Below are 24,088 nucleotides of genomic sequence, written 5' to 3' on the forward strand. Positions count from 1 at the left end.
TGGACGCATGACATCACCCACCACCCTTCAAAGATCCGCCGAACCCGTGGTTTCAGCCGTCCGTTGGACGCGCGCCCAGTGGCTCCTGCTGATGGTTGTGTGCACCGTCCTCGCCCTGGATGGGCTGGATGTTTCCATGGTTGGCGTGGCCCTGCCTTCGATCGGACAGGAACTCAACCTTGGAACCGATTCCCTCCAGTGGATCGTGTCCGCCTACGTCCTTGGGTACGGAAGCCTCCTGCTCCTGGGCGGCCGGCTCGCGGACCTGTTGGGCCGCCGTCGCATATTCCTCATCGCCCTGGCGGTGTTCGCCGCAGCCTCACTCCTGGGTGGCCTGGTGGACGATCCCGCGATCCTGATCGCTACCCGGTTCGTCAAGGGCCTTGCCGCAGCGTTCACCGCGCCAACAGGTTTCTCCATCATCACTACCAACTTTGCCGAGGGCCGTGAGCGCAACAAGGCTCTGTCCATCTTCACCACATTCGGCGCCAGTGGCTTCTCATTGGGCCTTGTGGTCGGTGGCCTGATGACCAGCCTGAGCTGGCGGTGGACGTTCCTGGTGTCCGTGCCGATCGCCGTCGCGGTAGTCCTGCTGGGCATGAAGTTCATTCCGAAAGACAAGCCGTCCGCTGAAAACAGCGGGCACGACATCTGGGGTGCCGTGACGCTCGCCCTGGGCATGCTTGGCCTGGTCTACACCTTGGTTTCAGCGCCCGAGCAGGGCTGGGGATCTGTGGCAACTATCGCCGGATTCGCAGTATCTGCGGCCATTCTTGCGGCCTTCGCGGTGATCGAGAACAAGGTGAAGCACCCCCTGATCCGTTTCGGCATCCTCAAAGAAGGCTGGGTAGCCAGGGCCAACCTCAGCGCCGTAGGACTCTTCGGTTCTTACCTGAGCTTCCAGTTCATCGTCACCATGTTCCTGCAGTCTGTACTGGGTTGGACGCCCTTGGGCATGGCCCTGGCGCTGCTGCCCGCCGGACTGCTGGTGGCTACGAGTGCACCTTTTGCTGACCGGTTGATCGAGAAATTCGGTGCCACCCAGCTCATCCTCACAGGCCTCACGGCGCTGGGATTGGGCTACGTCCTGTTCCTCCGGGTGGGCACAACGCCCAACTACGCCCTGGACATCCTGCCCTCGGTAATCCTGCTGGGCATCGGGTTCGCCCTGGCCTTCCCGTCCATCAACGTCCAGGCCACCACCGGCATCAAGGACTCTGAGCAAGGCCTGGCTGCCGGTTTGATCCAGACCAGCACCCAGGTGGGAGCAGCACTGGTCCTGGCTGTCACCACCGCATTGGTGAGCGGCCACGGACGGTCGGCTGGAACCGTCAGCGCCCAGGCCATGCTGGAACAGTACCGCCCGGGCCTCATCCTCAGTGCCGTCGTCGCCATCGCGGCCCTCCTGGTGGCGGCAGCACCTTCAAGGCGCCGCATCCGCTCCTAGATTGTGCGCGGCTCCTGTCCTTTCGACAGCTTCATGAGGGCAGGAGCCGTGCACAAATTTCTCTGTACAGGTTCCGCGAAGAGCGGTCTCATGGGATGCATGAGGAATTACCTCACCGAGTACAGGTACGACCTGCAACGCACGTTCACGGGAACATCCGGAACGCCACCTGAGTGGGTGCCGCGCCTTGCAGAAGGGAACGACGCCGGATATCACCTTCCCGGCTCGGCCGTCTGGGCTGTGCATGGCTCCATGGCCACCATCGTGGCCGGAATCAGGGTCCTGCTGATGCAGTCCTTGCACCCCGGCGCGCTTGCGGGTGTTTACGAGCACTCCGGCTTCAAGGAGGACCCGCTCGGACGGCTTGCCAGTACCGTGCGCTGGATCTTCACCGTCACGTATGGCTCCAAAGAGGCCGCTGAGGCAGCAACCTACCGTGTCCGGAAGATCCACGAACATGTCCGGGGAAGCTATGTGGACGGAACCGGCGCGTCTCACCACTACTCCGCCAATGATCCCGAACTCCTCCGCTGGGTCCACGTCACCTACGCGGATTCCTTCCTAAGGGCCAATCGCATCTGGGGCCGCCCGATACCTGGCGGCCCGGATGCCTACGTCCGTGAGTGGGCCCAAGCTGGCCGGCTCATGGGAGTGGAAGACCCACCGCTCACCGAAGCCCAGGTGCGCCAGGAGCTGGAAGCCTGGTATGCCTCGGGGATCCTGCGCTCGGATGAGCGGCTGGCAGAAACCATCGCCTTCATCCGCCGCCCGCCCCTGAGCCCGTTGCTTCAGCCGGGCTACCGGATCCTGTTCGCTGCCGCCGTCGCAAGCCTTGAACCCAAGTACCGGGACATGCTGGGCCTTCGACCTGCCCGGCTGGGTCCGATCCCCCTGCCTGCCGTCACCACCGCCCGTGCTGTTCTGGGCATGGTCCGGCTGGCCCTGGGTTCACACGGGCCCAGCGAACTCGCAGCGCGACGGCGGCTGCAACGCTTGGGATACGCGGTTTGAGATCACCCCGCGAGAGAAGCTCGCACACAGGTGCGGGCTTCTCTTTTTAAAGACAGCCAGGCAGGACGTCGTTATGGACGACGTCCTGCCTGGCTGTCTTTACAATTCCGGCGTGTCTTGGTGGGACTAGATCAGGTGGTCCGAAAGGTGGTTCGGGGTACCGAAGCGGTGTGCCGTAATGGACACGGCCTGCTCGCGCAGGAACGGGAGCATCTCGATGCGGCCGGCCTGCGTCACTTCACCGTGGTAGACAGCAACGTCCGGGCGGCCACCCATGGCTGCGCTCAGCGCGGCGAAGTCGCCACCGATCAAGCGGATCCTGCCGGCGTCGAACTTTGCTGCACGAGCCAGCCACGCGGCGTCGTCCTCGATCCGGACGCTGACGCCCAGGTTCGCGAACACATTCACCACAGCATCGGGAAGCACGACGGCGGTGCTCACCTTGACGGCCGATCCCGCCACTGCACCGGCTGCTACTACGCGCAACAACTCAGCGAGCCGCTCGCCTTCGGACAGGCGGACCGTGACCGGGATCGGGCGGTAGCGGAACACGTTGCGCTCTGCCGTGAGCTCCGAGACGTCCTTGCGGGTGCCGAATTCGGATTCCCAAGCGGCGGCGTCGCTGAAGAGGGCCTGCTGGAGGGTTTGAAGTTCCTCGGCGGTCACGTCAGCGGACTTCGCAGCTGCGAGTACCTGGGCGGCTGCCCCTTGAAGCACCGTGCCACGCTTGGCCTTGGCTTCGGCGGGGAGCCAGCTGCCCAGACCGATGAGGTAGTTCGGTCCGCCGGCCTTGGTTCCGGCGCCAACGGCCGACTTCTTCCAGCCGCCGAACGGCTGGCGCTGGACGATCGCACCAGTGATTCCGCGGTTGACGTACAGGTTCCCGGCCTGGATGGTGTCCAGCCAGACGCCCATTTCAGCGGAGTCCAGGGAGTGCAGGCCAGCGGTGAGGCCGTACTCGATCTCGTTCTGGATGGCGATGGCCTCCTCGAGGGTCTCGGCAGTCATCACGCCAAGGACCGGGCCGAAGAATTCGGTGAGGTGGAAGTACGAGCCACGCTTGACGCCCGAACGGATGCCCGGGGACCACAGGCGGCCTGTCTCGTCCAGGCGCTCAGGCTTGATGGCCCAGGTTTCGCCCTCGCCAAGGGTGGTAAGGGCGTTCAGGAGCTTGCCGTTGGCCGGCTCAATGATCGGCCCCATCTGCGAGGTGGCGTTTTCCGGGTAGCCGACGGTCAGCGATCGGGCGGCATCGATCAGCTGGTTGTGGAAACGTGCACTCTTCGCCACCGAGCCCACCAGGATAACCAGCGATGCGGCCGAGCACTTCTGACCGGCGTGGCCGAATGCCGAGTACACGACGTCCTTGGCGGCAAGGTCCAGGTCAGCGCTCGGGGTCACGATGATGGCGTTCTTGCCGGACGTTTCCGCGAGCAGCGGAAGGTCCTGGCGGAACGAGCGGAACAGCTCAGCGGTTTCGTAGCCGCCGGTGAGGATGACGCGGTCAACGCTCGGGTGTGAGACCAACTGGGTGCCGAGTTCACGCTCTTCAAGCTGCACGAGCGCCAGGACTTCGCGCGGCACGCCAGCCTCCCAGAGTGCGTCCACCATGACGGAACCGGAGCGTCGCGCCTGCTTTGCAGGCTTAATGACGACGGCGGAACCTGAGGCGAGCGCTGCCAACGTGGAGCCTGCGGGGATCGCCACCGGGAAGTTCCACGGTGGGGTTACCACGGTGAGGTTCGCTGGGACGAAGGTGGCGCCGTCGACCTTTTCCAGGTCCTTGGCACGCTCGGCGTAATAGTGAGCGAAGTCGATTGCTTCGCTGACCTCGGGGTCGCCTTGGTCGATGGTCTTGCCGGTCTCGGAGGCCATGACCTCCAAAAGTTCAGCGCGGCGGGCTTCGAGGACCTCGCCGGCGCGGTGCAGGATGGCGGCGCGCTCGGCAGCGGGGCGGGCACCCCAGGCCTTACCGGCATCCACAGCGGTAGCGATGATGCGGTCCAGTTCGGCGGCGTCGGAGACCTTGGTGGATTCCACAATCTTGTTGCCGGCAGTAGACCCGGGGATGCGCTTGAGGATGTCACGGCCCCAGGCGCGGTTTGCCGGGAGGGCCGGGTCCGTGTCCGCCGTGTTGCGGAAGCCCTCCAGTGGGGCCGGTTCGGCTGGCAGGCGGCGGTCCTGCTTGCGGTTGGGACCCGGGACCTCGTCCGTCATGCGGGCCAGCGAGTTCAGGAAACGCTCCTGCTCGCGCTTGAAGAGAGCTTCATTTTCGCTCAGTTCGAAGACCGCGGACATGAAGTTTTCCTGGCTGGCGCCCTCTTCCAGACGGCGGATCAGGTACGCGATGGCGACGTCGAACTCGCCCGGGTGGACCACCGGTGTGTAGAGCAGAAGGCTGCCGACGTCCTTGCGGACAGCCGTGGCCTGGCCGGTTGCCATACCCAGAAGCATTTCAAACTCAATACCCTCCGTAACCCCGCGCTGCTTGGCGAGCAACCATGCGAAGGCGACATCAAACAGGTTGTGGCCGGCTACACCGATGCGGACGGCGTCGATGTGCTCCGGGGTAAGGGCGTAATTGATGACGTTCTTGTAGCTGGTGTCCGAGTCCTGCTTGCTGCCCCAGGTCGCCAGCGGCCAGTCGTGCAGGGAAGCTTCTACCTGTTCCATGGGCAGGTTGGCACCCTTGACGACGCGGACCTTGATGGGCGCGCCACCCTGTGCGCGGCGTGCAGCGGCCCATTCCTGCAGTTCCTGCATGGCACCGAGCGCGTCCGGGAGGTATGCCTGGAGCACGATACCGGCCTCGAGGTTCTTGAACTCCGGCATGTCCAGGATCCGCTTGAACACGGCAATGGTCATGCTGAGGTCCTTGTACTCCTCCATGTCCAGGTTGATGAACTTGGGCTTGGGGAAAGACGCGGCCAGGCGGTACAGCGGAGTGAGCTTCTCCACCACGTGATCCACGGCCTCGTCGAAAGCCCATGGCGAGTGCGGTGCCACAGTGGAGGATTCCTTGATAGAAACGTAGTCAACGTCTTCGCGGGCCAGGAGCTTGAGCGTGCCATCCAGGCGGCGCTGTGCCTCGTGCTCACCGAGGACAGCCTCACCCAGGAGGTTCACGTTCAGGTGAACGCCGTCCTGCTTGATTTTGGCGATGGCCGGGCCGAGCTTGGCATCGGTGGCGTCCACAATGAGGTGGCCCACCATTTCGCGGAGTACCCGGCGGGCGATCGGGATAACTACCTGCGGGACGATCGGAGCCATGACGCCGCCCACGCGGACAGCGCTGCGCATGTACCACGGGAGGAACTTGGGCACCTTCGGGGCCAGCTCGGCGAGCTTGCGGCCGGCGACCGACAGATCCTCAGGGCGGATGACGCCGTCGACGAATCCGACCGTGAAGTCAAGGCCATTCGGGTCCTTCAAGACACCTGCGAGCCGCTGGGCGGACACGTCCACGGGAATCTTGCTGGCTTCGGTAAGCCAGTGGCGGACCAACGCGATGGCTTCCTGTGCCAGTGCATCGAACTGCCCGGAATCCTGGGTGCGCGGGGCGGCGGCAACCGGGAGGGTGCTGGTCATTGGAGCTCCTTCTGAGACGGAGAAGTTTGTTTGTTTCCATCAGTATGGATCTACAATCACGTTAGGAAAAGCGATCTTTTCTGACGAATATTCATTACCCATTCCGATCCTTTGGAGGCCGCCTTGCTGGACGTCCGCAGGCTGCGTTTGCTGCACGAATTGAAGATCCGCGGAACGCTCGCTGAGGTGGCCGACGCCATGCAGTACAGCCCCTCTTCCGTGTCCCAGCAACTCACCCTGCTGGAGAAGGAAGCAGGCGTCGAACTGCTCCGCAAGGCCGGCCGCCGGGTGCAGCTGACACCTCAAGCCGAGATCCTGGTTGCACACACCGCCGCCCTCCTGGAGACGCTGGAACGCGCGGAAACCGAGCTGGCGGCATCGCTGTCTACGGTCACGGGAACCGTGCGGCTGGCCGTGTTCCAGTCGGCCGCACTTGCGTTGCTGCCTGACTTCCTCAGCATCATGCGCCAGGAGTACCCGGAAGTGCGCGTGGAAATGACCCAGCGCGAACCCGAGACGGCCCTCTACGAAACTTGGGCGCGCGACTTCGACATCGTGGTCGCGGAGCAATACCCCGGACACGCCGCGCCCCATCACCCGGGGCTGGACCGGGCAACACTGACCAGCGACGCCATCCGGCTGGCAACTCCCCCGATAGGACTGGGCGGGGAGCTTGTTAGCTCACTGGCCGACACCGCTGACATGCCCTGGGTCATGGAGCCCCGTGGCGCTGCCTCCCGGCACTGGGCCGAGCAGGCTTGCCGTTCCGCTGGCTTCGAACCGGACGTCCGATACGAAACGGCCGACCTCCAAGCGCAGATCCGCCTCATTGAATCGGGAAACGCCGTTGCCCTCATGCCGGACCTCGTCTGGACAGGCCGGACCCGCCCCGTCCAGCTACTGGACCTCCCCAGCCTGCCAGCGCGGACAGTCTTCACGTCCACCAGGACGGCCGGCCGGATCCACCCCGCGATTCTTGCGTGCCGCGAAGTATTGGAGCGCGTGGCGGCGGCGCAACAGGTGGATGCCGGGCAACAAGTGGATGCCGGTCAACAAGTGGACGCTGGCTAGTCTCCGGGAACGCAAAAGGCCCCGGTCCAGGGACCGGGGCCAAACGCGGAGAATGGGGGATTTGAACCCCCGAGGGCGTTAACCCAACACGCGTTCCAGGCGTGCGCCATAGGCCGCTAGGCGAATTCTCCTTGCTTCCGAATCGAAAGCAGATACTACTGTACCTGAGAATTTCGGCATCGTGTAATCGGGCCGGCGGGACCTCCAAGCGGGTCGGTCAAAACCCCGCCTTAACGGAAAAATGGACGCCCCCAACGCGCCCATTCTTGCGGTATCACCGTTGAGCTGCCGGGTCCGGCCCCTCGCCCCCAGGCCCCGCAGCTCACAATCTTGAGATTGCCCCAATCGGTGTACATACCCATGGTCCGCTGTGACCCGGAGATATGCAATGGTGTGGGCCGCTTTGGAGCCGAAGTTACTGACAGGATGTTCCCATGACGCAGCTCCACGCCCTGGTCGTTTACGCTCCCGAGACCCACACTCCAGCCCTCCTGAAAGCGATCGGGGACGCCGGCGCAGGACGGATCGGCGACTACTCGCATTGCTCATTCACTTCGCCCGGCACGGGCCACTTCACTCCCCTGCCGGGCGCGCAGCCGTTCATCGGCGACGTCGGAACAAGCGAACATGTACCGGAAACCAGGGTTGAGTGCGTGGTTGAGGAGCACGTGCTCGACGCCGTTGTGCTGGCTCTGCGCGCGGCCCACCCCTACGAGGAGCCGGCTTTCATGACGTGGCCGGTAAACGGGTGGCGGTGATACCGGACGAGGTTTTGTTTTCAAGGATTGTCGGCCTTGGATTCCGGGAGTACAGTCGCCCCATTGCCGGAAGTACCTGCCTTGGAGGACCCGATGAAGCTGCGCAAATTCTGGTTGGGATTCGCTGCCGCACTGCTGTCCATGGGGCTCATGTCCCCGCAGGCTGCCGTCGCCGTCCAATACGACATCGACTCGGCCAACAGTCTCCAGGTTGTGGTTAACAAACACCGGATGCTGAATCCGCCGAGCTATGTCCCGGCGTCACTTACGCGGGTTTCAACTGAACGGCTGCGCTCGGAGGCTGCAACCGCATACAACTCGTTCGTGAAAGCAGCCAAGGCGTCAGGGGTCAACGTCCGGGCCACCAGCGGATACCGCTCCTACTCTCAACAACAGAGTCTCTACGCTGACTACGTCGCGCGATACGGCCAGGAGACCGCCGATACCTTGGCTGCGCGCGCAGGTTACAGCGAACACCAGACCGGCCTGGCCATGGACATCGGCAACGTCAGCGGCGTATGTGCTCTGCAAGCTTGCTTCGCCGATACTCCTGTTGGACGTTTCGCGGCCACGGACGGTTGGAAATACGGGTTCATCATCAGGTACCCGGCCGGGGCGCAGAGCATCACAGGCTACGAATATGAACCGTGGCATCTCCGGTTCGTGGGCGTGGAGATCGCCACAGATATGAAATCCAGGGGAATCACAACGCTTGAGCGATATTTCGGGCTAGAGGACGCGCCTGACTACCTGTCTTAAGTCCCGCCGGAATCCGGCCCCGACCACCCGTCGTCGAGCGTTTTCCACAGCCCTCTGCGCCGATTCGAACCAATAACCAAGTTCAGGTAAGCTTGTCGACGGCCCCTCATGTGGCGTCATCCTGTTGAACTCCCCCAGGACCGGAAGGTAGCAAGGGTAGATGGGCTCTGGCGGGTGCATGAGGGGTCTCTTATTTAAAATGTCAGTCCCTATAGGTAGGTTTCACTTGTGACTGTTACAACTGCCCTGTATCGAAGGTATCGCCCGGACTCTTTCGCGGACGTTATCGGGCAGGAACACGTCACCGAGCCCCTGATGACGGCCCTGCGGAAGAACCGCGTGAATCACGCCTACCTCTTCTCCGGCCCCCGCGGCTGCGGCAAGACCACCTCCGCGCGCATCCTGGCACGTTGCCTTAACTGCGCCGAGGGTCCCACCGACACCCCCTGCGGCAAATGCCCCAGCTGTATCGAACTCGCGCGCGGCGGCTCCGGCTCCCTGGACGTTATTGAGATTGACGCCGCCAGCCATGGCGGCGTGGACGACGCCCGTGATCTCCGCGAGCGCGCAACTTTCGCCCCGGTGCGGGACCGCTACAAGATCTTCATCATCGACGAAGCCCACATGGTCACGTCGGCTGGCTTCAATGCGCTCCTGAAGATCGTCGAAGAGCCGCCGGAACACATCAAGTTCATCTTTGCCACCACGGAGCCGGACAAAGTCATCGGCACCATCCGCTCGCGCACGCACCACTACCCCTTCCGGTTGGTGCCGCCCGAGCCGCTCATGAAGTACCTTGAGTTGCTCTGCCACCAGGAGAACGTTCCCGTGGCTCCGGGCGTGCTTTCGCTCGTTATCCGAGCCGGCGGCGGTTCCGTCCGCGATACCTTGTCCGTGCTTGACCAGCTCATGGCGGGCGCAGGACCCAACGGCCTCGACTACGAGCTCGCGGTTGCGCTTCTCGGCTACACGCACGCTTCCTTGCTGGACGACGTCGTGGACGCCGTTGCAGCTGCTGATTCCTCAACTGTCTTCCGTGCCGTTGACCGCGTCATCCAGACCGGTCACGATCCCCGGCGTTTCGTAGAAGACCTCCTGGAACGCTTCCGGGACCTCATCATCGTCCAGGCGATGCCGGAGAGCGCACAGGCCATCCTCCGCGGCGTGCCCGAGGACCAGATTGCCCGGATGCGCAACCAGGCTACAAACCTGGGCGCTGCGGAGCTTTCCCGCGCGGCGGACGTCACCAACACGGCGCTCACGGAAATGACGGGAGCCACGTCCCCGCGGCTGCACTTGGAACTTCTCTGTGCGCGCATCTTGCTGCCAAGCTCCGAGCAGACTGAACGGGGCATTGCGGCCCGGATCGACCGCGTGGAGCGTCGGCTGAACTACGCCGGCGACGCCGGGGTCCCGGCTGCCGCCTCTGGCACACCTTCCGCCGCGGCTTCTGCCCCGGCGGCTGCCCCCGTTGCCCAGTCGGCTCCCGCGCAAGCGCCGGCGGCAGCTGAATCGGTCCCGACTGGGGCTCCAGCACCCGCACCAGTTCAGGCACAAGCACCTGCACCTGCACAAGCACCAGTTCAAGCGCCTGCACCTGCACCTGTGGCGGAAACGTCGTCAACGCCCGTGTCCCGCGAGCAACTTTCCGCGCCTCGCGTCACCACAAATGACTGGCCGGTGGACGAGCCGACGGCTACACAGCGTCCCGTCCAGAATGCTCCCTCGACGAAGCCACCCGCTGCGACGGCCCCTCCCGCCGCACCGCAACCGGCTCCGCAGAGTACACCCGCCTCACAGACTGCACCCGTTTCCCAGCCGGCCCCCACGTCAAAGCCGGCGCCAGCCGCTGGCGGAGACGTCGAAGCACTCCGTCGAGCCTGGCCCGAAGTCCTGCAGACGCTGACCAAGATCAAACGCAGCACCTGGGCCTTGGTTGAACCCAATGCCCAAGTGGCACAGTTCGACGGTCAAGTGCTGACACTCGCCTTCACCACCGGTGGGCTCGCCGGTGCTTTTGGGCGCGCAGATCACTCCGAGAACCTTCGCCAGGCAATCCACAAGACCATCGGCATCGACTGCCAGATCGTCGCAGTGGCTGGCGGCAACAGCTCAGCGAGCTCTGAGCCAAACCCAAAAGCACCTACTAGCCGGGATGTTCCGGCGTCACCTGGCGCGCCAGCGCCGTCTGCTATCCCTGTCCCTGCCCCGACGCCTGCATCGTCAGTCGACTCTGCCTGGGGCCTGGCCCCCACTGCCCCTGAGGTAGCAACACCGGTTCCGGCCAGGCCGGAGATAGCGACCCCAAACGCAGCTATTCCAATCGCAACCGTCACCGTCCAGGCAGAATCAACGACGCCGGCATCCTCGCCAGCTCCTGCCGCAGAGGCGGCGGCTTCCGTAGAAACTCCGGCTCCTACCCAGGAACCAGCTGGAGACTACGCCTACCCTGACGAGGATTGGGGTCCTCCGCTCGACGAAGATGCGCCGCCGCTGGACGAAGAACCGCCGATGGATTGGGAACCGTCACCCGCATTTTCCGCCTCGAACAGCACGCCGGCGGCCGCTTCCGGGGAACGTCAGGCTACGTCGGGATCATCGCAGCCAACACGTGAGCCGCATGCCGCTGCAACCTCGGCCACTGCAGCTACCACGTCCTCACAGCCATCGGCCTCGCAAGATCCCTGGTCAAGGGCAGTAGAACAGGCACCTGGCACATGGGTAGTTGGCACTGAATCCAATGTGGGCGCCAGGCCCCAGTCACCCGTCGAGTCCGACACTGGCGCGTCGAATGTCCCTGTCTACGAACCGGCGGCGGCGCAAGTCCCGGCGGCTGACATTCCAGACACGCCGGCGACCACCAGCTATGGCCACGCAACCAACGCCGATCAAAACGGCTCTTTGGGCTGGGACGTCGCCCCGGCGTCGAGTTGGCCCGGCACGGCACCGGCGACCACCCCAGCACCTGCGGCGTGGCCCACTACAGCCACGGAAACCCAGCCCGCTGGCGGCTCCGTTGCGACGCTTGAGGAGGGCACGCCGTCGAGCGCTCCGTCGGCTCGTCAGAGCCTGTACCAGCGCTTGACCAACAGTCCCGAAGCCCAAGCCGGACGGGTGCAGGCGCCCGTGCGGACGCAAGCCAGGCCGGAGCCGGCGCCGGAGGATATCCCCAGCCCGGAGGACGAGACGATCGAGGAATCGAGGGTCTTTGGGCGGGCTGCCGTCGAGCGTATTCTGGGCGGAAAGCTGATCGAAGAGCGCGCCTTGGACGGTTCTCCCCTGCAACCCCGCTGATGACAGCATCAATACCAAACAAACGAGGACATTTTGTACGAAGGTGCAGTTCAAGAGCTGATTGACGAGCTCGGCCGGCTTCCCGGTGTGGGCCCGAAATCGGCACAGCGCCTGGCGTTCCACATACTTGAGGCGGATCCCGAGGACATGAAGCGGCTCGTTACGGCCATCACCACGGTGAAGGAACGGGTCAAGTTCTGCACTGTGTGCGGCAACGTCACCGAGCAGGAAATGTGCAACATTTGTCGCGATCCTAGGCGGGATCCGTCCGTCATTTGCGTGGTTGAGGAGTCCAAGGACGTTCTCGCTGTAGAGCGCACGCGTTCCTTCCGCGGCCGGTATCACGTGCTGGGAGGAGCCATCAATCCCATTGCGGGCATTGGCCCGGAGCAGTTGCGGATCCGCGAACTCCTCACACGCCTCAACGACGGCGCCATCCAGGAAATCATCATCGCCACGGATCCCAACCTTGAGGGCGAGGCCACTGCCACCTACTTGGCCCGCATGCTCAAGTCGATCGGGATCACCGTCACGCGGTTGGCTTCCGGCCTGCCAGTGGGTGGGGACCTTGAGTACGCCGACGAAGTCACGCTTGGCCGGGCGTTTGAGGGCCGACGGAACGCGCTGACGTAAGGCGGCGTGAGGACAACCAGCGCCCCGGCAGGAGCACCGTGCGGGTACTCGCCTGGAACTAGAAGCAAAGCTTCTTGATAATCGTCAATTACCGAGCATTTGGGATGCCGAAAAAGGCCCTTCCCTTTTTCTACTAGTGCCATGTACCATTTCACATATCACGTGACATGGCCCACATCTATCGACGGCCTCCAGGTCCCCACATGGAAGATCGCTATGACCCTTTCAGACATTGCAGACGGCAAACTCGCACCACGTCTGGGCATTAGGCTCGACAACATTTCAAAGCGCTACGGTGCCCACACTGTCCTCGACGACGTATCCCTGCACGTCGAACCAGGTACGGTCACCGCTCTCATTGGCCCCTCCGGCGCAGGAAAGAGCACCTTCCTGAGGTGTATCAACCTCTTGGAACGCCCGGATTCCGGCAGCATCCAGGTGGCCGGACACATCATCGAACCCGGCAAGGACGTCAACGGCCGCGACCTCGCTGCACTCCGGCAGACGGTGGGCATGGTGTTCCAGTCCTTCAATCTCTTCCCCCACATGTCCGCCTTGAAGAACATCAGCTTCCCGCAGCAGAAGGTGCTCGGGCGGAGCAAGGACGAAGCGGACGCCCGCTCCATGGAATTGCTCAAGCGCGTTGGCCTTGAGGAGAAAGCCACCCAACACCCCGGCAGGTGCTCCGGCGGTCAGCAACAACGCATCGCCATCGCCCGGGCGTTGGCGCTTGATCCGAGCATCATGCTGTTCGATGAGCCGACGTCGGCGCTGGACCCTGAGGTGGGGCTCGAGGTCCTGGCCGTCATGCGCGAACTGGCGGCCGATGGCATGACGATGATCGTGGTCACTCACGAGATGCAGTTCGCCCGGGACGTTTCAGACACCTTGGTGGTCATGGCCGACTGCAAGATCATCGAACAGGGCGATCCTCGTGCCATCATGAGCGACCCCCACGAGGCACGGACCCGGCGCTTCCTGCGTGCAGTCCTGGAGCGCTGAAATGGACGCCTTTTCCGCAGTACTCCAAGGCCTGCCCATGACCATCATCCTGACACTGTCAGCATTCGCCATCGGATTAGTAGGTGCCATTCCGCTGGCCGTCGGATTGTCGTCGTCGAACATCATTGTCCGCCTGGCTTCACGGCTCTTCGTGGACTTGGTCCGGGGAGTGCCCATCATCGTCTGGTTGTTCCTGCTCAAGTTCGGCATTCAGATCGGAACCTTCAAATTCAACCCAGTCGGCGCAGCAATCGTTGGCCTGGGCGTCGTCTCAATTGCCTACCTCGCCGAGATCTACCGAGGCGGATTGCAGGCCGTTCCACGCGGACAGGGCGAAGCGGCCAACGCACTGGGCTTGGATCGCGGCGCTGCCTTCTACGGAGTGATGGTTCCGCAAGCTTTCAGGATCGTGTCGCCATCCATCGCCACCTACCTGACGGGCCTGCTCAAGGATTCGTCGATCGCTTCCACCATCATCGTCTCCGAGATGGTCTTCCAGTCCCAGGCATTTGCCCGGCAGCACCCCACGGTTGAAGGGATCCTGCCATACATCCTGGTGGGGATTCTGTACATCGTACTGAGCCTGCCGGTCGCTTACCTGTCCCGCAGACTCGACTCCCGAATGAGGAAGGCTGTCTTCGCATGACTTGGCTTACGGAATGGGCGGGCTACCTCCCGCAGATGATGTCCGGCCTCAGTGTCAGCATCATGATCGCCGCTGTTTCGATCCTGGTGGGCTATCCGCTGGGACTTGGGCTCAGCCTCATGGTGGGCGCCAGGAACCTCGCGGTGCGCACCCTCGGCCTGGTAGTGGTTGAGGTGGGACGAGGGGCGCCCGCGCTGGTCATTCTCTACCTCTTCTACTACGGCCTGCCAAAGTTCGGAATCGCTTTCGAAAGCATCACCGCAGCGTGCCTGGCGCTCACGTGGAACGCAGCTGCCTACTCCAGTGAGATCATGCGGGCCGGCCTCCAGTCCGTGTCCCGGGGACAACTCGAAGCGTCAAGCGCGCTGGGACTCGCACGACGTGACACGTTCTTCAGGGTCATCCTGCCCCAAGGCATGCGTTCGGCCACCCCCGGGCTCATGGGCGTGGCCATCCAAATGTTCCAAGGTACGTCGCTGGCCTACGTCATCGCCGTGCCGGAGCTGATGAAGACCGCGTACAACATCGGCAGCCAGGACTTCAACTACCTCCAAGTCTTCACACTGGCGGGCCTCTGCTACGCCGCCATTTCGATGCCGGCGACGTGGATCACCGTCTTTTTCGAGAAGCGAATGGCCCGGCATGCCTGAGCACAACACTTTCAACCGTTACCAACCCAACATCACAGGAGCAATCATGATCAGCAACCGCATCAAGACAGCCGGACTCCTTACGGCGAGCGCGCTCACTCTGGGCTTAAGCGTCTCTGCCTGCGGAGGGACTTCGGACGCCAGCAGCTCTGGGTGTACGCCCAAGCACGCAGACATCCAAACCGTCGCTCCAGGCAAGCTCACCATCGGAGTCATTGATATCCCACCCTTCAGCAGTTACGGCTCCGGCAACCCGACGGGCATCGACATCCAGATCGTCAACAAGATCGCCAAGGATGAATGCCTCACTCCGGCCTACCAGCAGGCCACCTACGCCGACGCCGTCCAGTCCATCTCAGGCGGAAATATCGACCTCGCCCTCGGCACGATTGACGCCACCGAGAAGCGGCTCAAGGCCGTTGATTTCTCTGCCTCCACCTACCTCGACGGCATGGGCATCGCTTCCAAGTCCGGGGCCACCACGGTTAACGACTTGGAGAAGATGAACAAGGTGGGCACCATCGACGGCTACCTCTGGGTGGAGGACCTCAAGAAGATCTTGGGCGACAAACTGGTGACCTACCCCAGCAGCGTGGAGTTGAAGGCCGATTTCGATGCCGGTCGACTTGACGCGGACGTCGACGCCTACGGGGTTCAGGTGCTCCAGTTCAAGGATGTCCAGGGCGTGACGGTGGCCTTGGCCAACGAGAAGCCGGATCCGCGCGTCGGCGCTATCAAGAACGCCCCGGAAGCCGCGTTCCCCATCACCAAAGGCAACACGAGCCTCAAGGAAGCCCTCGACGCCGGAATTGTCGCCCAGCGCGAGGATGGAACCATCGCGAAGCTGCTCACTGATGCCGGCCTGTCAGAAGCCCTTGGCAAGGTCGCAGCCAAGCAGTACGTAGTTCCCGCCAGCTAAGGCTGGCGGAACCTCACGTCAACGAATTCGATCAGCAAAAAACCAACGATCTGTGCAATGTCACATGGTAGATTTGGCCGTGAGGTACGTCACGGCCGCAGCACACGCGCCAAGCGTGCCAACCGAGAGGACCAACCATCATGACCGAAACCCGCAAGCCGTGGCACGGAGTGCTCGTCGCCACCGCTCTGCCTTTCAACGATGACCTGAGCGTGGACTACGACGCCTTCGCCGAGCATGTTCGCTTTCTGGCAAATGCAGGCTGCCAGGGTGTGGCCCCCAACGGTTCCCTGGGTGAATACCAGACCCTGAGTGAAGAAGAACGCGCCCGCGTCATCAGAACGGCGGTGGAAGCTTCCCCCGAAGGGTTCACCGTCATGGCTGGTGTAGGCGCCTATGGTGGCCTTCAAACCCGCAAGTGGGCGGAACAGGCCGCAGAGGCGGGCGCCGGAGCCCTCATGCTGCTCCCGCCCAACTCTTACCGCGCCAACGAAGAAGAGGTAGTGGAACACTACCGCCTCGCAGCCGATGCGGGGCTGCCCGTGGTGGCGTACAACAACCCGATCGACACCAAGGTTGACCTGACCCCGAAGCTGATCGCCAGGCTGCACGGGGAAGGTCTGATCGTCGGCGTCAAGGAGTTCAGCGGTGATGTCCGCCGGGCTTACGAGATCAAGGAACTCGCACCGGACGTGGACCTCCTGATCGGGACCGACGATACTGTGGTCGAAATGGGCCTGGCTGGTGCCGTGGGCTGGGTGGCCGGCTACCCGAACGCCATCCCGGAGTCCACGCTGGAGCTCTACCGCCTCTCCACCTCCGGCGATGTAGCCGACCTTGAGCGGGCCCGCGAGATCTACCGCGACCTGCACTCGCTGCTCCGCTGGGACAGCAAGACGGAATTCGTACAGGCCATCAAGCTGTCCATGGACATCGTTGGCCTCCGTGGCGGTGCATGCCGCCCACCGCGCGGGCCGCTGAGCCCGGCGGTGCGTGACGCCGTCGTCCGCGATACCGAAACAGCCCTGGGTAAGGGCTACAAGTAACCAACCAGGTCATCCACCGCTCCGCAGCCGCCCTTGAGGACTCCTAAGAGGGCAGCTGCGGAGCAGCAGAAGGAAAGGTCCTCCATGAGAACAAGCCGCATTTTCCACGCCGTGGACTCGCATACCGAAGGCATGCCCACGCGCGTCATCACCGGTGGAATCGGGACGATCCCCGGCGTCACCATGGCCGAGCGCCGTCTGTGGTTCATGGAAGACAGCGACTGGATCCGCACCCTCCTGATGACCGAGCCGCGCGGACACGCATCGATGAGCGGGGCGATCCTCCAGCCATCCACCCGGTCGGACGCGGACTTCGGCGTGCTCTACATCGAGGTTTCCGGCCTCCTGCCGATGTGCGGCCACGGCACCATCGGCGTCGCAACCGTCTTAGTGGAGACCGGCATGGTGGAGGTGGTGGAACCGGTCACCACTGTTCGGCTCGATACACCTGCCGGCCTTGTGGTGGCCGAGGTAGCAGTCAAGGATGGGCACGCCGAGTCCGTAACCATCCGCAACGTCCCCTCGTTCGTGGACCGGCTGGACGCCACAGTGGAAGTACCCGGATTCGGCCTGGTGTCCTACGACCTGGCGTTCGGGGGAAACTTCTACGCAATCGTGGACTTGGACAGCCTGGACTTGCCGTTCGAGCGCGGCCGCAAGGACGATCTGCTTAAGGCCGGGTTGGCGATCATGGATGCCATCAACGCCACTGATGAACCTATCCATCCAGAGCGTGAGGACATCCGCGGCTGCCATCACGTGTACCTCAAAGCGCCCGGCTCCACGGCGGAGCATTCCAGGCATGCAATGGCGATCCACCCCGGCTGGTTCGACCGCTCCCCCTGCGGCACAGGTACCAGCGCCCGGATGGCACAGCTGCACAGCCGCGGCGAACTGCCAATGAATACGGACTTCATCAACGAGTCCTATATAGGCTCCCGCTTCGTCGGCCGGCTGGTGGAGGAGACCACAGTGGCTGGCCGCCCAGCGGTGGTTCCCACAGTTACCGGCCGGGCCTGGCTCACCGGAACCGCACAATACTTCCTCGACCCCTCCGATCCCTTCCCCGCGGGGTTCCTGCTGTGAACCTTCCGTACTTTGACTCGACGGCGGTGCGGGCAGCCGCTCCCTGGACCGCGGCCATCGCGGCCCTTGAGCAAGCGCTCTTGAACGTGGTCGACCCCGAGGACGACAGTGCACGGTTGTTCAGCCCCGCGCCAAACGGCGAGTTCCTGCTCATGCCAGCATCGAACCGCGAGTACAGCGGGATCAAGGCACTCACCGTCGCGCCCGCCAACCCTGCGAGGGGCCTGGAAAAGATCCAAGGGGTTTACATCCTCTTCGATTCGGACACATCGGCGCCACTGGCCACGATGGACGGCAACGAACTGACCGCCATACGCACGCCGGCCACCACACTGCTGGCCATGAAGCACATCCTTGCAGCTGACACCGGCGCCGTTCACCCACGCCCCGAGAAGGCCCACGTCCTCGTGTTCGGCACCGGCGTGCAGGCGCTCAACCACCTCCGGGCGGCGGGCGCCGTGCTCCCGGAGGCGAGCCTCGCCGTCGTGGGTCGCCGTCCGGAGCGGGTAGCCGCGCTCATCGCACAGCTGGCCAAAGAGGGCGTTCACGTCCGGCAGGGCACTTCTGCTGAGGTGGCCAGGGCCGATGTGGTCATCTGCGCAACTTCCTCCCCTACGCCGCTGTTCGACGGCGGCCTGGTTGCGCCGGGCGCTGTGGTGGCGGCGGTAGGCCAGCACGGATTGAACGCCCGGGAAGTGGATGCCACCCTCGTGCTCCGCAGTGACGTCGTAGTGGAAGGAAGGGCCTCGGCATTGCGCGAGGCCGGGGATCTTATACCCGCGCGGTCAGCTGAAGAATGGGAAGCGATCCATCCGGCCAACCTCCGAGATCTTGTCAAAGGCGAATTCGAGCGCTCGGCGGGCAAACCCTGCCTGTTCGCAGGCGTGGGGATGGCATGGGAAGACCTCGTGATCGCCAGCCTGGTGTATGAAGGAGGCACTCGACCATGAATTCCGTACAAGGAGTACTTACAGTGCCAACCAGCAACCAGCTTCCTATCGCACCGCTCGGCCGCCAGCATAGCCTTCGCGAGTCAGTGACTGAGTCACTGCGCACAGCGATCATCGCAGGGACGCTGGAAGAGGGAACCCTGTACTCCGCACCGGCACTCGCCGCTGCTTTTGGCGTGTCGGCCACACCGGTCCGTGAGGCCATGATGGATCTGACGCGCGAAGGCTTGGTGGAAACCGTCAAGAACAAGGGCTTCCGCATCACTACCATGAGCGATCGGGAACTGGACGAGCTGACAGAGATCCGCCTGCTGATCGAGCCGCCGGTGGTTGGCGATGTGGCAGGGACTGTCCCGCCCTCCGGAATCAAGATCCTGAGGTCCATGGCCGACGACATTGTGGACGCCGCCCGGGAGGGCGACCTCACCGCCTACTTGGCCGCGGACCGCACATTCCACGCAGAGCTTTTGCGGTATTCCGGCAACGGCCAACTGGTCGAACTGGCTACCAGCCTTCGGTCCCGTACGCGTCTGTACGGGCTGAAGGCCTTGAGCGAAAGCAACCGGTTGGCCGATTCCGCCCAGGAACACCACGTCCTGCTGGAGCTCGTCGAGGCCGGAGACGGAGCCGCCGCCACTGAATTGATGCGCCAACACATCAGCCACGCCCGTGGCCTTTGGGCTACCGGCGAGAATGAGACCCCACAGGAGCAGCAGACATGAGCACTACGAGCGACGTGCTCGTCATCGGCGCAGGGGTGGTCGGAGCCGCCACTGCGTACTTCGCAACCCAACAAGGCCTCACCGTAACTGTCCTTGATAAGGGCCTTCCCGCCAGCGGCACCTCGTCCGCCTGCGAAGGGAACATCCTTGTCTCAGATAAGGAACTCGGCCCCGAGCTGGAATTGACCCGCTACTCCCTGGACGTTTGGCACGGCGATCTGGCTGAGCACAAGCGCCTCTGGGAATTCGGAACCAAGGGCGGGATCATCGTGGCCTCGCATGAAAGCAGCCTGGCCTCACTCAACCGGGTGATGGCCGCCCAGGCTGGCTACGGCGTTCGCGTGGACAAACTTGACCCGGACGACCTGAGGAAAGCGGAGCCACACATCGCACCGAACGCCCTGGGCGCGGCGAGCTACCCCGAAGACTGCCAGGTCCAGCCAATGCTGGTTGCGGCGCACCTGGTCCGGTTGGCGACCCAAGCTGGTGCCCGTTTCATGGCAGATACGCCCGTCAGCGGATTTCTCCGCAGCGGCCACCGCGTTACTGGCGTTCGGACGCCACGAGGCGAGTTCTCCGCCGGAGCCGTGGTCAATTGCACCGGAACGTGGGCCGGCCAACTCGCTGCCCTCGCCGGGGTCAACGTCCCGGTTCTTCCCCGCCGCGGTTTCGTCATGGTCACCGAGCCGCTGCCGCCCATGGTCCACCACAAGGTCTATGCCGCCGAGTACATCGACAACGTGGGCAGTTCCGACGCCGGGCTCCAAGCCTCTCCAGTGGTGGAAGGTACCCCCAGCGGCACAATCCTGATCGGTTCAACGCGCGAACGCGTTGGCTTCGACCCCGCGGTGAGCACTGACGCGCTCCGGACCCTTGCGCGTAACGCCGTGGCACTCTTTCCCTTCCTTGAGCACGTCAAGGCCATCCGCCACTACCACGGGTTCCGGCCCTACTGCCCGGACCATCTCCCAGTGATAGGGCACGACGAACGCGCACCTGGCCTATGGCACGCAGCCGGCCACGAGGGTGCCGGCATCGGTCTTTCCGCAGGAACAGGCAAGCTCCTGGCACAGGCCTTGGCCGGCGGGTCGCCGGACATGGACCTGGCTCCGTTCGCCCCCGCCCGGTTCGGCACACAAGCCCCCAACAGCTCTCACCGAGAGGACGCCAAAGCATGAGCAAATACTCACCAGGAGACGAGCCGGCTGGCACGCCCGGCGAGGTCACCGTCAGCTTTAACGGACGTCCGATCACAACGTCGGCGGGCCAAAGCGTGGGATCCGCATTGGTCACCAACGGCATCACCGCCTGGCGCGATACCCGTAAGCAGGCGCGACCCCGCGGGCTCTTCTGCGGGATCGGGGTTTGCTTCGACTGCCTTGTGAGTGTGGATGGCATACCGAATCAGCGCGCCTGCTTGGTGGAAGTGTGCGAGGGCATGAAGATCGAAGGTTGCTGGGAGGGCACTGACGCCGCCGCGGTGCCTGCCAATGTCCCTGCAGGGCCCGAAGGGGGCCGGGAATGAACGCCACACTTCCGGGCACGCTAAAAGCCGACGTTGCCGTGGTTGGTGCAGGGCCGGCTGGGCTCGCTTCGGCCGTTAGTGCAGCGGAAGCTGGAGCTATCGTGACCGTTGTGGATGCGGGTTCGCAGCCCGGCGGCCAGTTCTGGCGGCATCGGCCCGAAACCATCGAGCCACATCCTGATGGCAAAGGCCACCACGGCTGGCAGACGTACAGTGACCTCCGCGCCCGTTTCGACGCGGCCCGGCAGAGCGGCAGTATCGTTTACCTGCCCGGGCGACAGGTCTGGATGGCAGAGAAGATCTACAAGGGCTTCGTTGTCCGAACGACGCCCACTGTCGCCAGCGGCCAAGCTAAAGGGGCCGACGACGGCGGCAGCACCGTCGTCGCGACCCGATTGGTTCTCTGCCCTGGAGGCTACGACCGGCAGTTGCCGGTACCAGGCTGGGACTTGCCCGGCGTGATGGCCGCGGGTGGAATCCAAGCCTTCATCAAGGGCAACGGGGTCCTGCCGGGGAAGCGTTTCGTCATCGCCGGCACGGGCCCGTTCCTCTTGCCGGTGGCGGCGGGGATCGCCGAAGCAGGCGGCGAGGTGCTCGCGGTGCTGGAGTCGTCGTCGCCGGCGGCTTGGTTGCCGCACCTCAAAGCAGCCGCGAGCGTGCCGGAGAAGGCCGTGGAGGGTGTGGAGTACGCAGCGGTGTTCGCCCGGCACCGGATCCCCTACCGCGTTCGGACCATCGTCACAGAGGTGCTGGGACGCGATTTCGCCTCCGGAGTGCGTACAGCCAAAGTGGCTGCCGACGGCCGGGTCCGGTCCGGTACGGAGCGAGTTTACGAGGATGTGGACGTAGTGGGATTCGGCTGGGGATTCACCCCGCAGATGGAGTTGCCGCTGTCACTCGGAATCGAAACCCGACTGGATGCGGATGGCTCCCTTGTGGGCCTGGTCAGCGAGCGCCAGGAATCCAGCGTCCCCGGCCTATTCCTGGCAGGTGAGGTAACCGGCGTCGGCGGCGCTTCGCTTGCGGTGCTCGAAGGCCTCGCGGCAGGTGTAGCGGCAGCCGGTGCATCAGCGACCGGCGAACAGGATGCACTACGCGCCATGGCGCGGCACCGGCGTTTCGCCGAGGCGATGCATCGTGCCCATCCCGTACCGGTCGCTTGGCAGGACTGGCTCGCCCCGGAGACCACTGTGTGCCGCTGCGAAGAAGTCACTGCGGGCGAGATCACCGAGGCCCGTGAGAAGCTGTCGGCCCGCGACTCCCGGACGGTGAAGTCCTTCACGCGCGCCGGAATGGGCTGGTGCCAGGGCCGTGTCTGCGGTTTCGCGGCCGCGTGCTTGGGCGCCGGGCCGGGCGCCGCTCCAACCGTTGAGAGCCTTTCGGCCGCCGCGAAGCGCCCGCTGGCTGCACCTGTGGGGATCGGCGAACTGGCCGACCTCAACATCACAGGCCACTGACCTTTTCCCTCTGAACTGCCTCCCGAAGGAGATTCCGCATGACCTCGATCGCCCCGGCTTCCGCCGTCGTACTCCCACACACCACAGACGCCGAACTGGAACAATTGCTGACCGCGGCCCAGACCGCGGCGGCACCCCTCGCTGCGCTCCGTCCCGGCGGGCGGGCCGCACTGCTCGACGCCGTTGCTGACGCAATGGACGCAGCAGCGGACAGGCTCGTTCCCGAGGCACAGCGTGAGACCAACTTGCCCGAAGCCCGTCTTCGTGGCGAACTCAAACGCACCACTTTCCAGCTGCGCCTCTTCGGCGAACTTTTGCGCGACGGTGGCTACCTCGACGTCCGGATCGACCATGCCGATCCCGAGTGGCCTATGGGAGCGCCGCGACCGGACCTGCGACGCCTTCGGGTACCGCTTGGCCCGGTCGTAGTGTTCGCCGCCAGCAACTTTCCCTTCGCGTTCTCCGTTGCCGGGGGCGATACCGCCTCGGCGTTGGCCGCAGGCAACCCCGTTCTGCTCAAAGCCCACTACGGCCACCCGGGTCTGTCCAGGCTCACGGCTGAGGTAGTGAGCTCCGCACTGCGCAAGGCCGGCGCTCCTGACGGCACGTTCGCGCTCATCGCCGGGACTGCAGCGGGAGCCGCAGCACTGCGGGACCAACGGATCAAAGCCGGCGCCTTCACTGGTTCCATCCCTGGTGGGCGAGCCTTGTTCGACATCGCGAGCTCCCGGCCGGAACCCATCCCGTTCTACGGAGAATTGGGCAGCAACAACCCTGCATTCGTCACCGAAGCCGCGGCCAACGAACGGGGCGCGGAGATCGCCCAAGGATTCGTGAGCTCCTTCACCATGGGGGCCGGGCAGTTCTGCACCAAGCCCGGAACGCTCTTCGTTCCTTCCAGGTCCGGGTTGGTGGAAGCACTCCGCGACGCAGTCCTGCCGCCTGCCGCTCCCCTGCTCAATGACCGCATCCAGTCCGGCTACACCGATGTCCTGCAGGATCTGCAGTCAAACCCCCGCCTCACCACACTGGCGCAGGGCACAGGTCCACTGGACAACCCGCCGGCTCCGACGCTCCTCCACACCACCGCCGCGGATATGTTCGCCGATCCGCACGCCCTCCAGACGGAATGCTTCGGACCCACCGCCGTTGTAGTCACCTACGACGATGAGTCCCAACTCGCCGGGCTCGCCGAGACGTTCGAGGGGCAACTGACGGCCACCATTCACGGAACCGACTCCTGCCAGATAGCGGCGTTGGTGGAGGTACTGGCACGCAAGGCGGGACGTGTGGTCTGGAACCAGTGGCCAACGGGCGTCTCGGTCACCTATGCCCAACAGCATGGCGGACCGTACCCCGCCACCACCGCCATCGGAAGCACCTCGGTTGGCACCGCCGCAATCGAGCGCTTCCTGCGGCCGGTGGCTTACCAGGGCTTCCCGCAACACCTCCTTCCTGAAGCACTCCGTGAGGATAATCCCGGTGGGGTGCCCCGCCTGGTGGACGGCCAGCGGGAGCAGTAGC

At 64.1% G+C, this 24,088-nt stretch carries 20 protein-coding genes, 1 tRNA gene and 1 other RNA gene; 20 read left to right on the plus strand and 2 right to left on the minus strand.

Annotated features, from left to right (window positions below):
* The first annotated feature begins 7 nt into the window (after positions 1-7).
* Entirely contained in the window at positions 8-1,447 is a 1,440-nt protein-coding gene (locus tag KSW38_RS01275) for an MFS transporter (RefSeq protein WP_216921862.1), read from the plus strand.
* Positions 1,448-1,537: 90 nt separating this feature from the next.
* Complete coding sequence (locus KSW38_RS01280; RefSeq protein WP_216921865.1) at positions 1,538-2,458, plus strand: oxygenase MpaB family protein; 921 nt, start codon at positions 1,538-1,540, stop codon at positions 2,456-2,458.
* 126 nt (positions 2,459-2,584) lie between these two features.
* On the opposite strand, the gene KSW38_RS01285 is transcribed toward KSW38_RS01280, so the two are convergent.
* A complete protein-coding gene (locus KSW38_RS01285; RefSeq protein ID WP_216921867.1) occupies positions 2,585-6,046 on the minus strand; it encodes a bifunctional proline dehydrogenase/L-glutamate gamma-semialdehyde dehydrogenase in 3,462 nt (1,153 codons plus the stop codon).
* Positions 6,047-6,169: 123 nt separating this feature from the next.
* On the opposite strand from KSW38_RS01285, the gene KSW38_RS01290 reads away from it, so the two are divergent.
* Positions 6,170-7,117: a LysR substrate-binding domain-containing protein gene (locus tag KSW38_RS01290; protein WP_216921869.1), complete on the plus strand. Its 948-nt coding sequence runs from the start codon at positions 6,170-6,172 to the stop codon at positions 7,115-7,117.
* Between the two features lie 46 nt (positions 7,118-7,163).
* On the opposite strand, the gene KSW38_RS01295 is transcribed toward KSW38_RS01290, so the two are convergent.
* Positions 7,164-7,248 (minus strand) — tRNA-Ser (locus KSW38_RS01295).
* Positions 7,249-7,551: 303 nt separating this feature from the next.
* Here KSW38_RS01295 and KSW38_RS01300 point away from each other — a divergent pair.
* From KSW38_RS01300 to KSW38_RS01380, 17 genes are all read left to right on the plus strand, one after another.
* On the plus strand, positions 7,552-7,875 hold the full coding sequence (locus tag KSW38_RS01300; RefSeq protein WP_216921872.1) for a YqfO family protein: 324 nt from the start codon (positions 7,552-7,554) through the stop codon (positions 7,873-7,875).
* Between the two features lie 36 nt (positions 7,876-7,911).
* Complete coding sequence (locus KSW38_RS01305) at positions 7,912-8,634, plus strand: M15 family metallopeptidase (RefSeq protein WP_216921874.1); 723 nt, start codon at positions 7,912-7,914, stop codon at positions 8,632-8,634.
* A gap of 97 nt (positions 8,635-8,731) precedes the next feature.
* An RNA gene (ffs, locus tag KSW38_RS01310) (signal recognition particle sRNA small type) lies at positions 8,732-8,828 on the plus strand.
* Positions 8,829-8,862: 34 nt separating this feature from the next.
* On the plus strand, positions 8,863-11,928 hold the full coding sequence (locus KSW38_RS01315) for a DNA polymerase III subunit gamma and tau (RefSeq protein ID WP_216921876.1): 3,066 nt from the start codon (positions 8,863-8,865) through the stop codon (positions 11,926-11,928).
* A 33-nt stretch (positions 11,929-11,961) separates the two neighbouring features.
* On the plus strand, positions 11,962-12,561 hold the full coding sequence (gene recR, locus KSW38_RS01320; protein ID WP_216921891.1) for a recombination mediator RecR: 600 nt from the start codon (positions 11,962-11,964) through the stop codon (positions 12,559-12,561).
* A 216-nt stretch (positions 12,562-12,777) separates the two neighbouring features.
* Positions 12,778-13,563: an amino acid ABC transporter ATP-binding protein gene (locus tag KSW38_RS01325; RefSeq protein WP_216921894.1), complete on the plus strand. Its 786-nt coding sequence runs from the start codon at positions 12,778-12,780 to the stop codon at positions 13,561-13,563.
* 1 nt (position 13,564) lies between these two features.
* On the plus strand, positions 13,565-14,209 hold the full coding sequence (locus KSW38_RS01330; protein ID WP_216921897.1) for an amino acid ABC transporter permease: 645 nt from the start codon (positions 13,565-13,567) through the stop codon (positions 14,207-14,209).
* Positions 14,206-14,859, plus strand: coding sequence for an amino acid ABC transporter permease (locus KSW38_RS01335; protein ID WP_216921899.1), 654 nt, complete (start codon positions 14,206-14,208; stop codon positions 14,857-14,859). The genes KSW38_RS01330 and KSW38_RS01335 overlap by 4 nt, the downstream gene beginning before the upstream one ends.
* A 46-nt stretch (positions 14,860-14,905) precedes the next feature.
* Complete coding sequence (locus KSW38_RS01340) at positions 14,906-15,778, plus strand: substrate-binding periplasmic protein (protein ID WP_216921902.1); 873 nt, start codon at positions 14,906-14,908, stop codon at positions 15,776-15,778.
* 140 nt (positions 15,779-15,918) lie between these two features.
* Positions 15,919-16,824 (plus strand): dihydrodipicolinate synthase family protein, encoded by a 906-nt coding sequence (locus tag KSW38_RS01345; protein WP_216921905.1) that lies wholly within the window; start codon positions 15,919-15,921, stop codon positions 16,822-16,824.
* Between the two features lie 84 nt (positions 16,825-16,908).
* A complete protein-coding gene (locus tag KSW38_RS01350; RefSeq protein WP_216921908.1) occupies positions 16,909-17,910 on the plus strand; it encodes a proline racemase family protein in 1,002 nt (333 codons plus the stop codon).
* A complete protein-coding gene (locus KSW38_RS01355) occupies positions 17,907-18,860 on the plus strand; it encodes an ornithine cyclodeaminase family protein (protein ID WP_216921911.1) in 954 nt (317 codons plus the stop codon). The genes KSW38_RS01350 and KSW38_RS01355 overlap by 4 nt, the downstream gene beginning before the upstream one ends.
* On the plus strand, positions 18,857-19,582 hold the full coding sequence (locus KSW38_RS01360; protein ID WP_216921913.1) for a GntR family transcriptional regulator: 726 nt from the start codon (positions 18,857-18,859) through the stop codon (positions 19,580-19,582). Before KSW38_RS01355 ends, KSW38_RS01360 begins: the two co-directional genes overlap by 4 nt.
* Positions 19,579-20,760, plus strand: a complete 1,182-nt coding sequence (locus tag KSW38_RS01365) for an NAD(P)/FAD-dependent oxidoreductase (RefSeq protein WP_216921916.1) — start codon at positions 19,579-19,581, stop codon at positions 20,758-20,760. The genes KSW38_RS01360 and KSW38_RS01365 overlap by 4 nt, the downstream gene beginning before the upstream one ends.
* Positions 20,757-21,107 (plus strand): (2Fe-2S)-binding protein, encoded by a 351-nt coding sequence (locus KSW38_RS01370; protein ID WP_216921918.1) that lies wholly within the window; start codon positions 20,757-20,759, stop codon positions 21,105-21,107. Before KSW38_RS01365 ends, KSW38_RS01370 begins: the two co-directional genes overlap by 4 nt.
* On the plus strand, positions 21,104-22,564 hold the full coding sequence (locus KSW38_RS23300; protein ID WP_216921921.1) for an NAD(P)/FAD-dependent oxidoreductase: 1,461 nt from the start codon (positions 21,104-21,106) through the stop codon (positions 22,562-22,564). The genes KSW38_RS01370 and KSW38_RS23300 overlap by 4 nt, the downstream gene beginning before the upstream one ends.
* A gap of 38 nt (positions 22,565-22,602) precedes the next feature.
* The gene (locus KSW38_RS01380) at positions 22,603-24,087 is read left to right on the plus strand and encodes an aldehyde dehydrogenase (NADP(+)) (RefSeq protein WP_216921924.1); all 1,485 of its coding nucleotides are present in this window, start codon (positions 22,603-22,605) and stop codon (positions 24,085-24,087) included.
* The last annotated feature ends 1 nt before the right edge of the window (position 24,088 follow it).

The sequence above is a fragment of the Paenarthrobacter aromaticivorans genome (assembly GCF_019038615.1).
Lineage (GTDB): Bacteria > Actinomycetota > Actinomycetes > Actinomycetales > Micrococcaceae > Arthrobacter > Arthrobacter aromaticivorans.

What these genes read in the sequence shown, in the direction of transcription:
- KSW38_RS01365 (WP_216921916.1), top strand. Translation starts at nt 19,579, where the DNA reads ATGAGCACTACGAGCGACGTGCTCGTCATCGGCGCAGGGGTGGTCGGA.
- KSW38_RS01275 (WP_216921862.1), top strand. Translation starts at nt 8, where the DNA reads ATGACATCACCCACCACCCTTCAAAGATCCGCCGAACCCGTGGTTTCA.
- KSW38_RS01345 (WP_216921905.1), top strand. Translation starts at nt 15,919, where the DNA reads ATGACCGAAACCCGCAAGCCGTGGCACGGAGTGCTCGTCGCCACCGCT.
- KSW38_RS01350 (WP_216921908.1), top strand. Translation starts at nt 16,909, where the DNA reads ATGAGAACAAGCCGCATTTTCCACGCCGTGGACTCGCATACCGAAGGC.
- KSW38_RS23300 (WP_216921921.1), top strand. Translation starts at nt 21,104, where the DNA reads ATGAACGCCACACTTCCGGGCACGCTAAAAGCCGACGTTGCCGTGGTT.
- KSW38_RS01285 (WP_216921867.1), bottom strand. Translation starts at nt 6,046, where the DNA reads ATGACCAGCACCCTCCCGGTTGCCGCCGCCCCGCGCACCCAGGATTCC.
- KSW38_RS01360 (WP_216921913.1), top strand. Translation starts at nt 18,857, where the DNA reads ATGAATTCCGTACAAGGAGTACTTACAGTGCCAACCAGCAACCAGCTT.
- KSW38_RS01370 (WP_216921918.1), top strand. Translation starts at nt 20,757, where the DNA reads ATGAGCAAATACTCACCAGGAGACGAGCCGGCTGGCACGCCCGGCGAG.
- KSW38_RS01325 (WP_216921894.1), top strand. Translation starts at nt 12,778, where the DNA reads ATGACCCTTTCAGACATTGCAGACGGCAAACTCGCACCACGTCTGGGC.
- KSW38_RS01300 (WP_216921872.1), top strand. Translation starts at nt 7,552, where the DNA reads ATGACGCAGCTCCACGCCCTGGTCGTTTACGCTCCCGAGACCCACACT.
- KSW38_RS01280 (WP_216921865.1), top strand. Translation starts at nt 1,538, where the DNA reads ATGGGATGCATGAGGAATTACCTCACCGAGTACAGGTACGACCTGCAA.
- KSW38_RS01335 (WP_216921899.1), top strand. Translation starts at nt 14,206, where the DNA reads ATGACTTGGCTTACGGAATGGGCGGGCTACCTCCCGCAGATGATGTCC.
- KSW38_RS01340 (WP_216921902.1), top strand. Translation starts at nt 14,906, where the DNA reads ATGATCAGCAACCGCATCAAGACAGCCGGACTCCTTACGGCGAGCGCG.
- KSW38_RS01380 (WP_216921924.1), top strand. Translation starts at nt 22,603, where the DNA reads ATGACCTCGATCGCCCCGGCTTCCGCCGTCGTACTCCCACACACCACA.
- KSW38_RS01330 (WP_216921897.1), top strand. Translation starts at nt 13,565, where the DNA reads ATGGACGCCTTTTCCGCAGTACTCCAAGGCCTGCCCATGACCATCATC.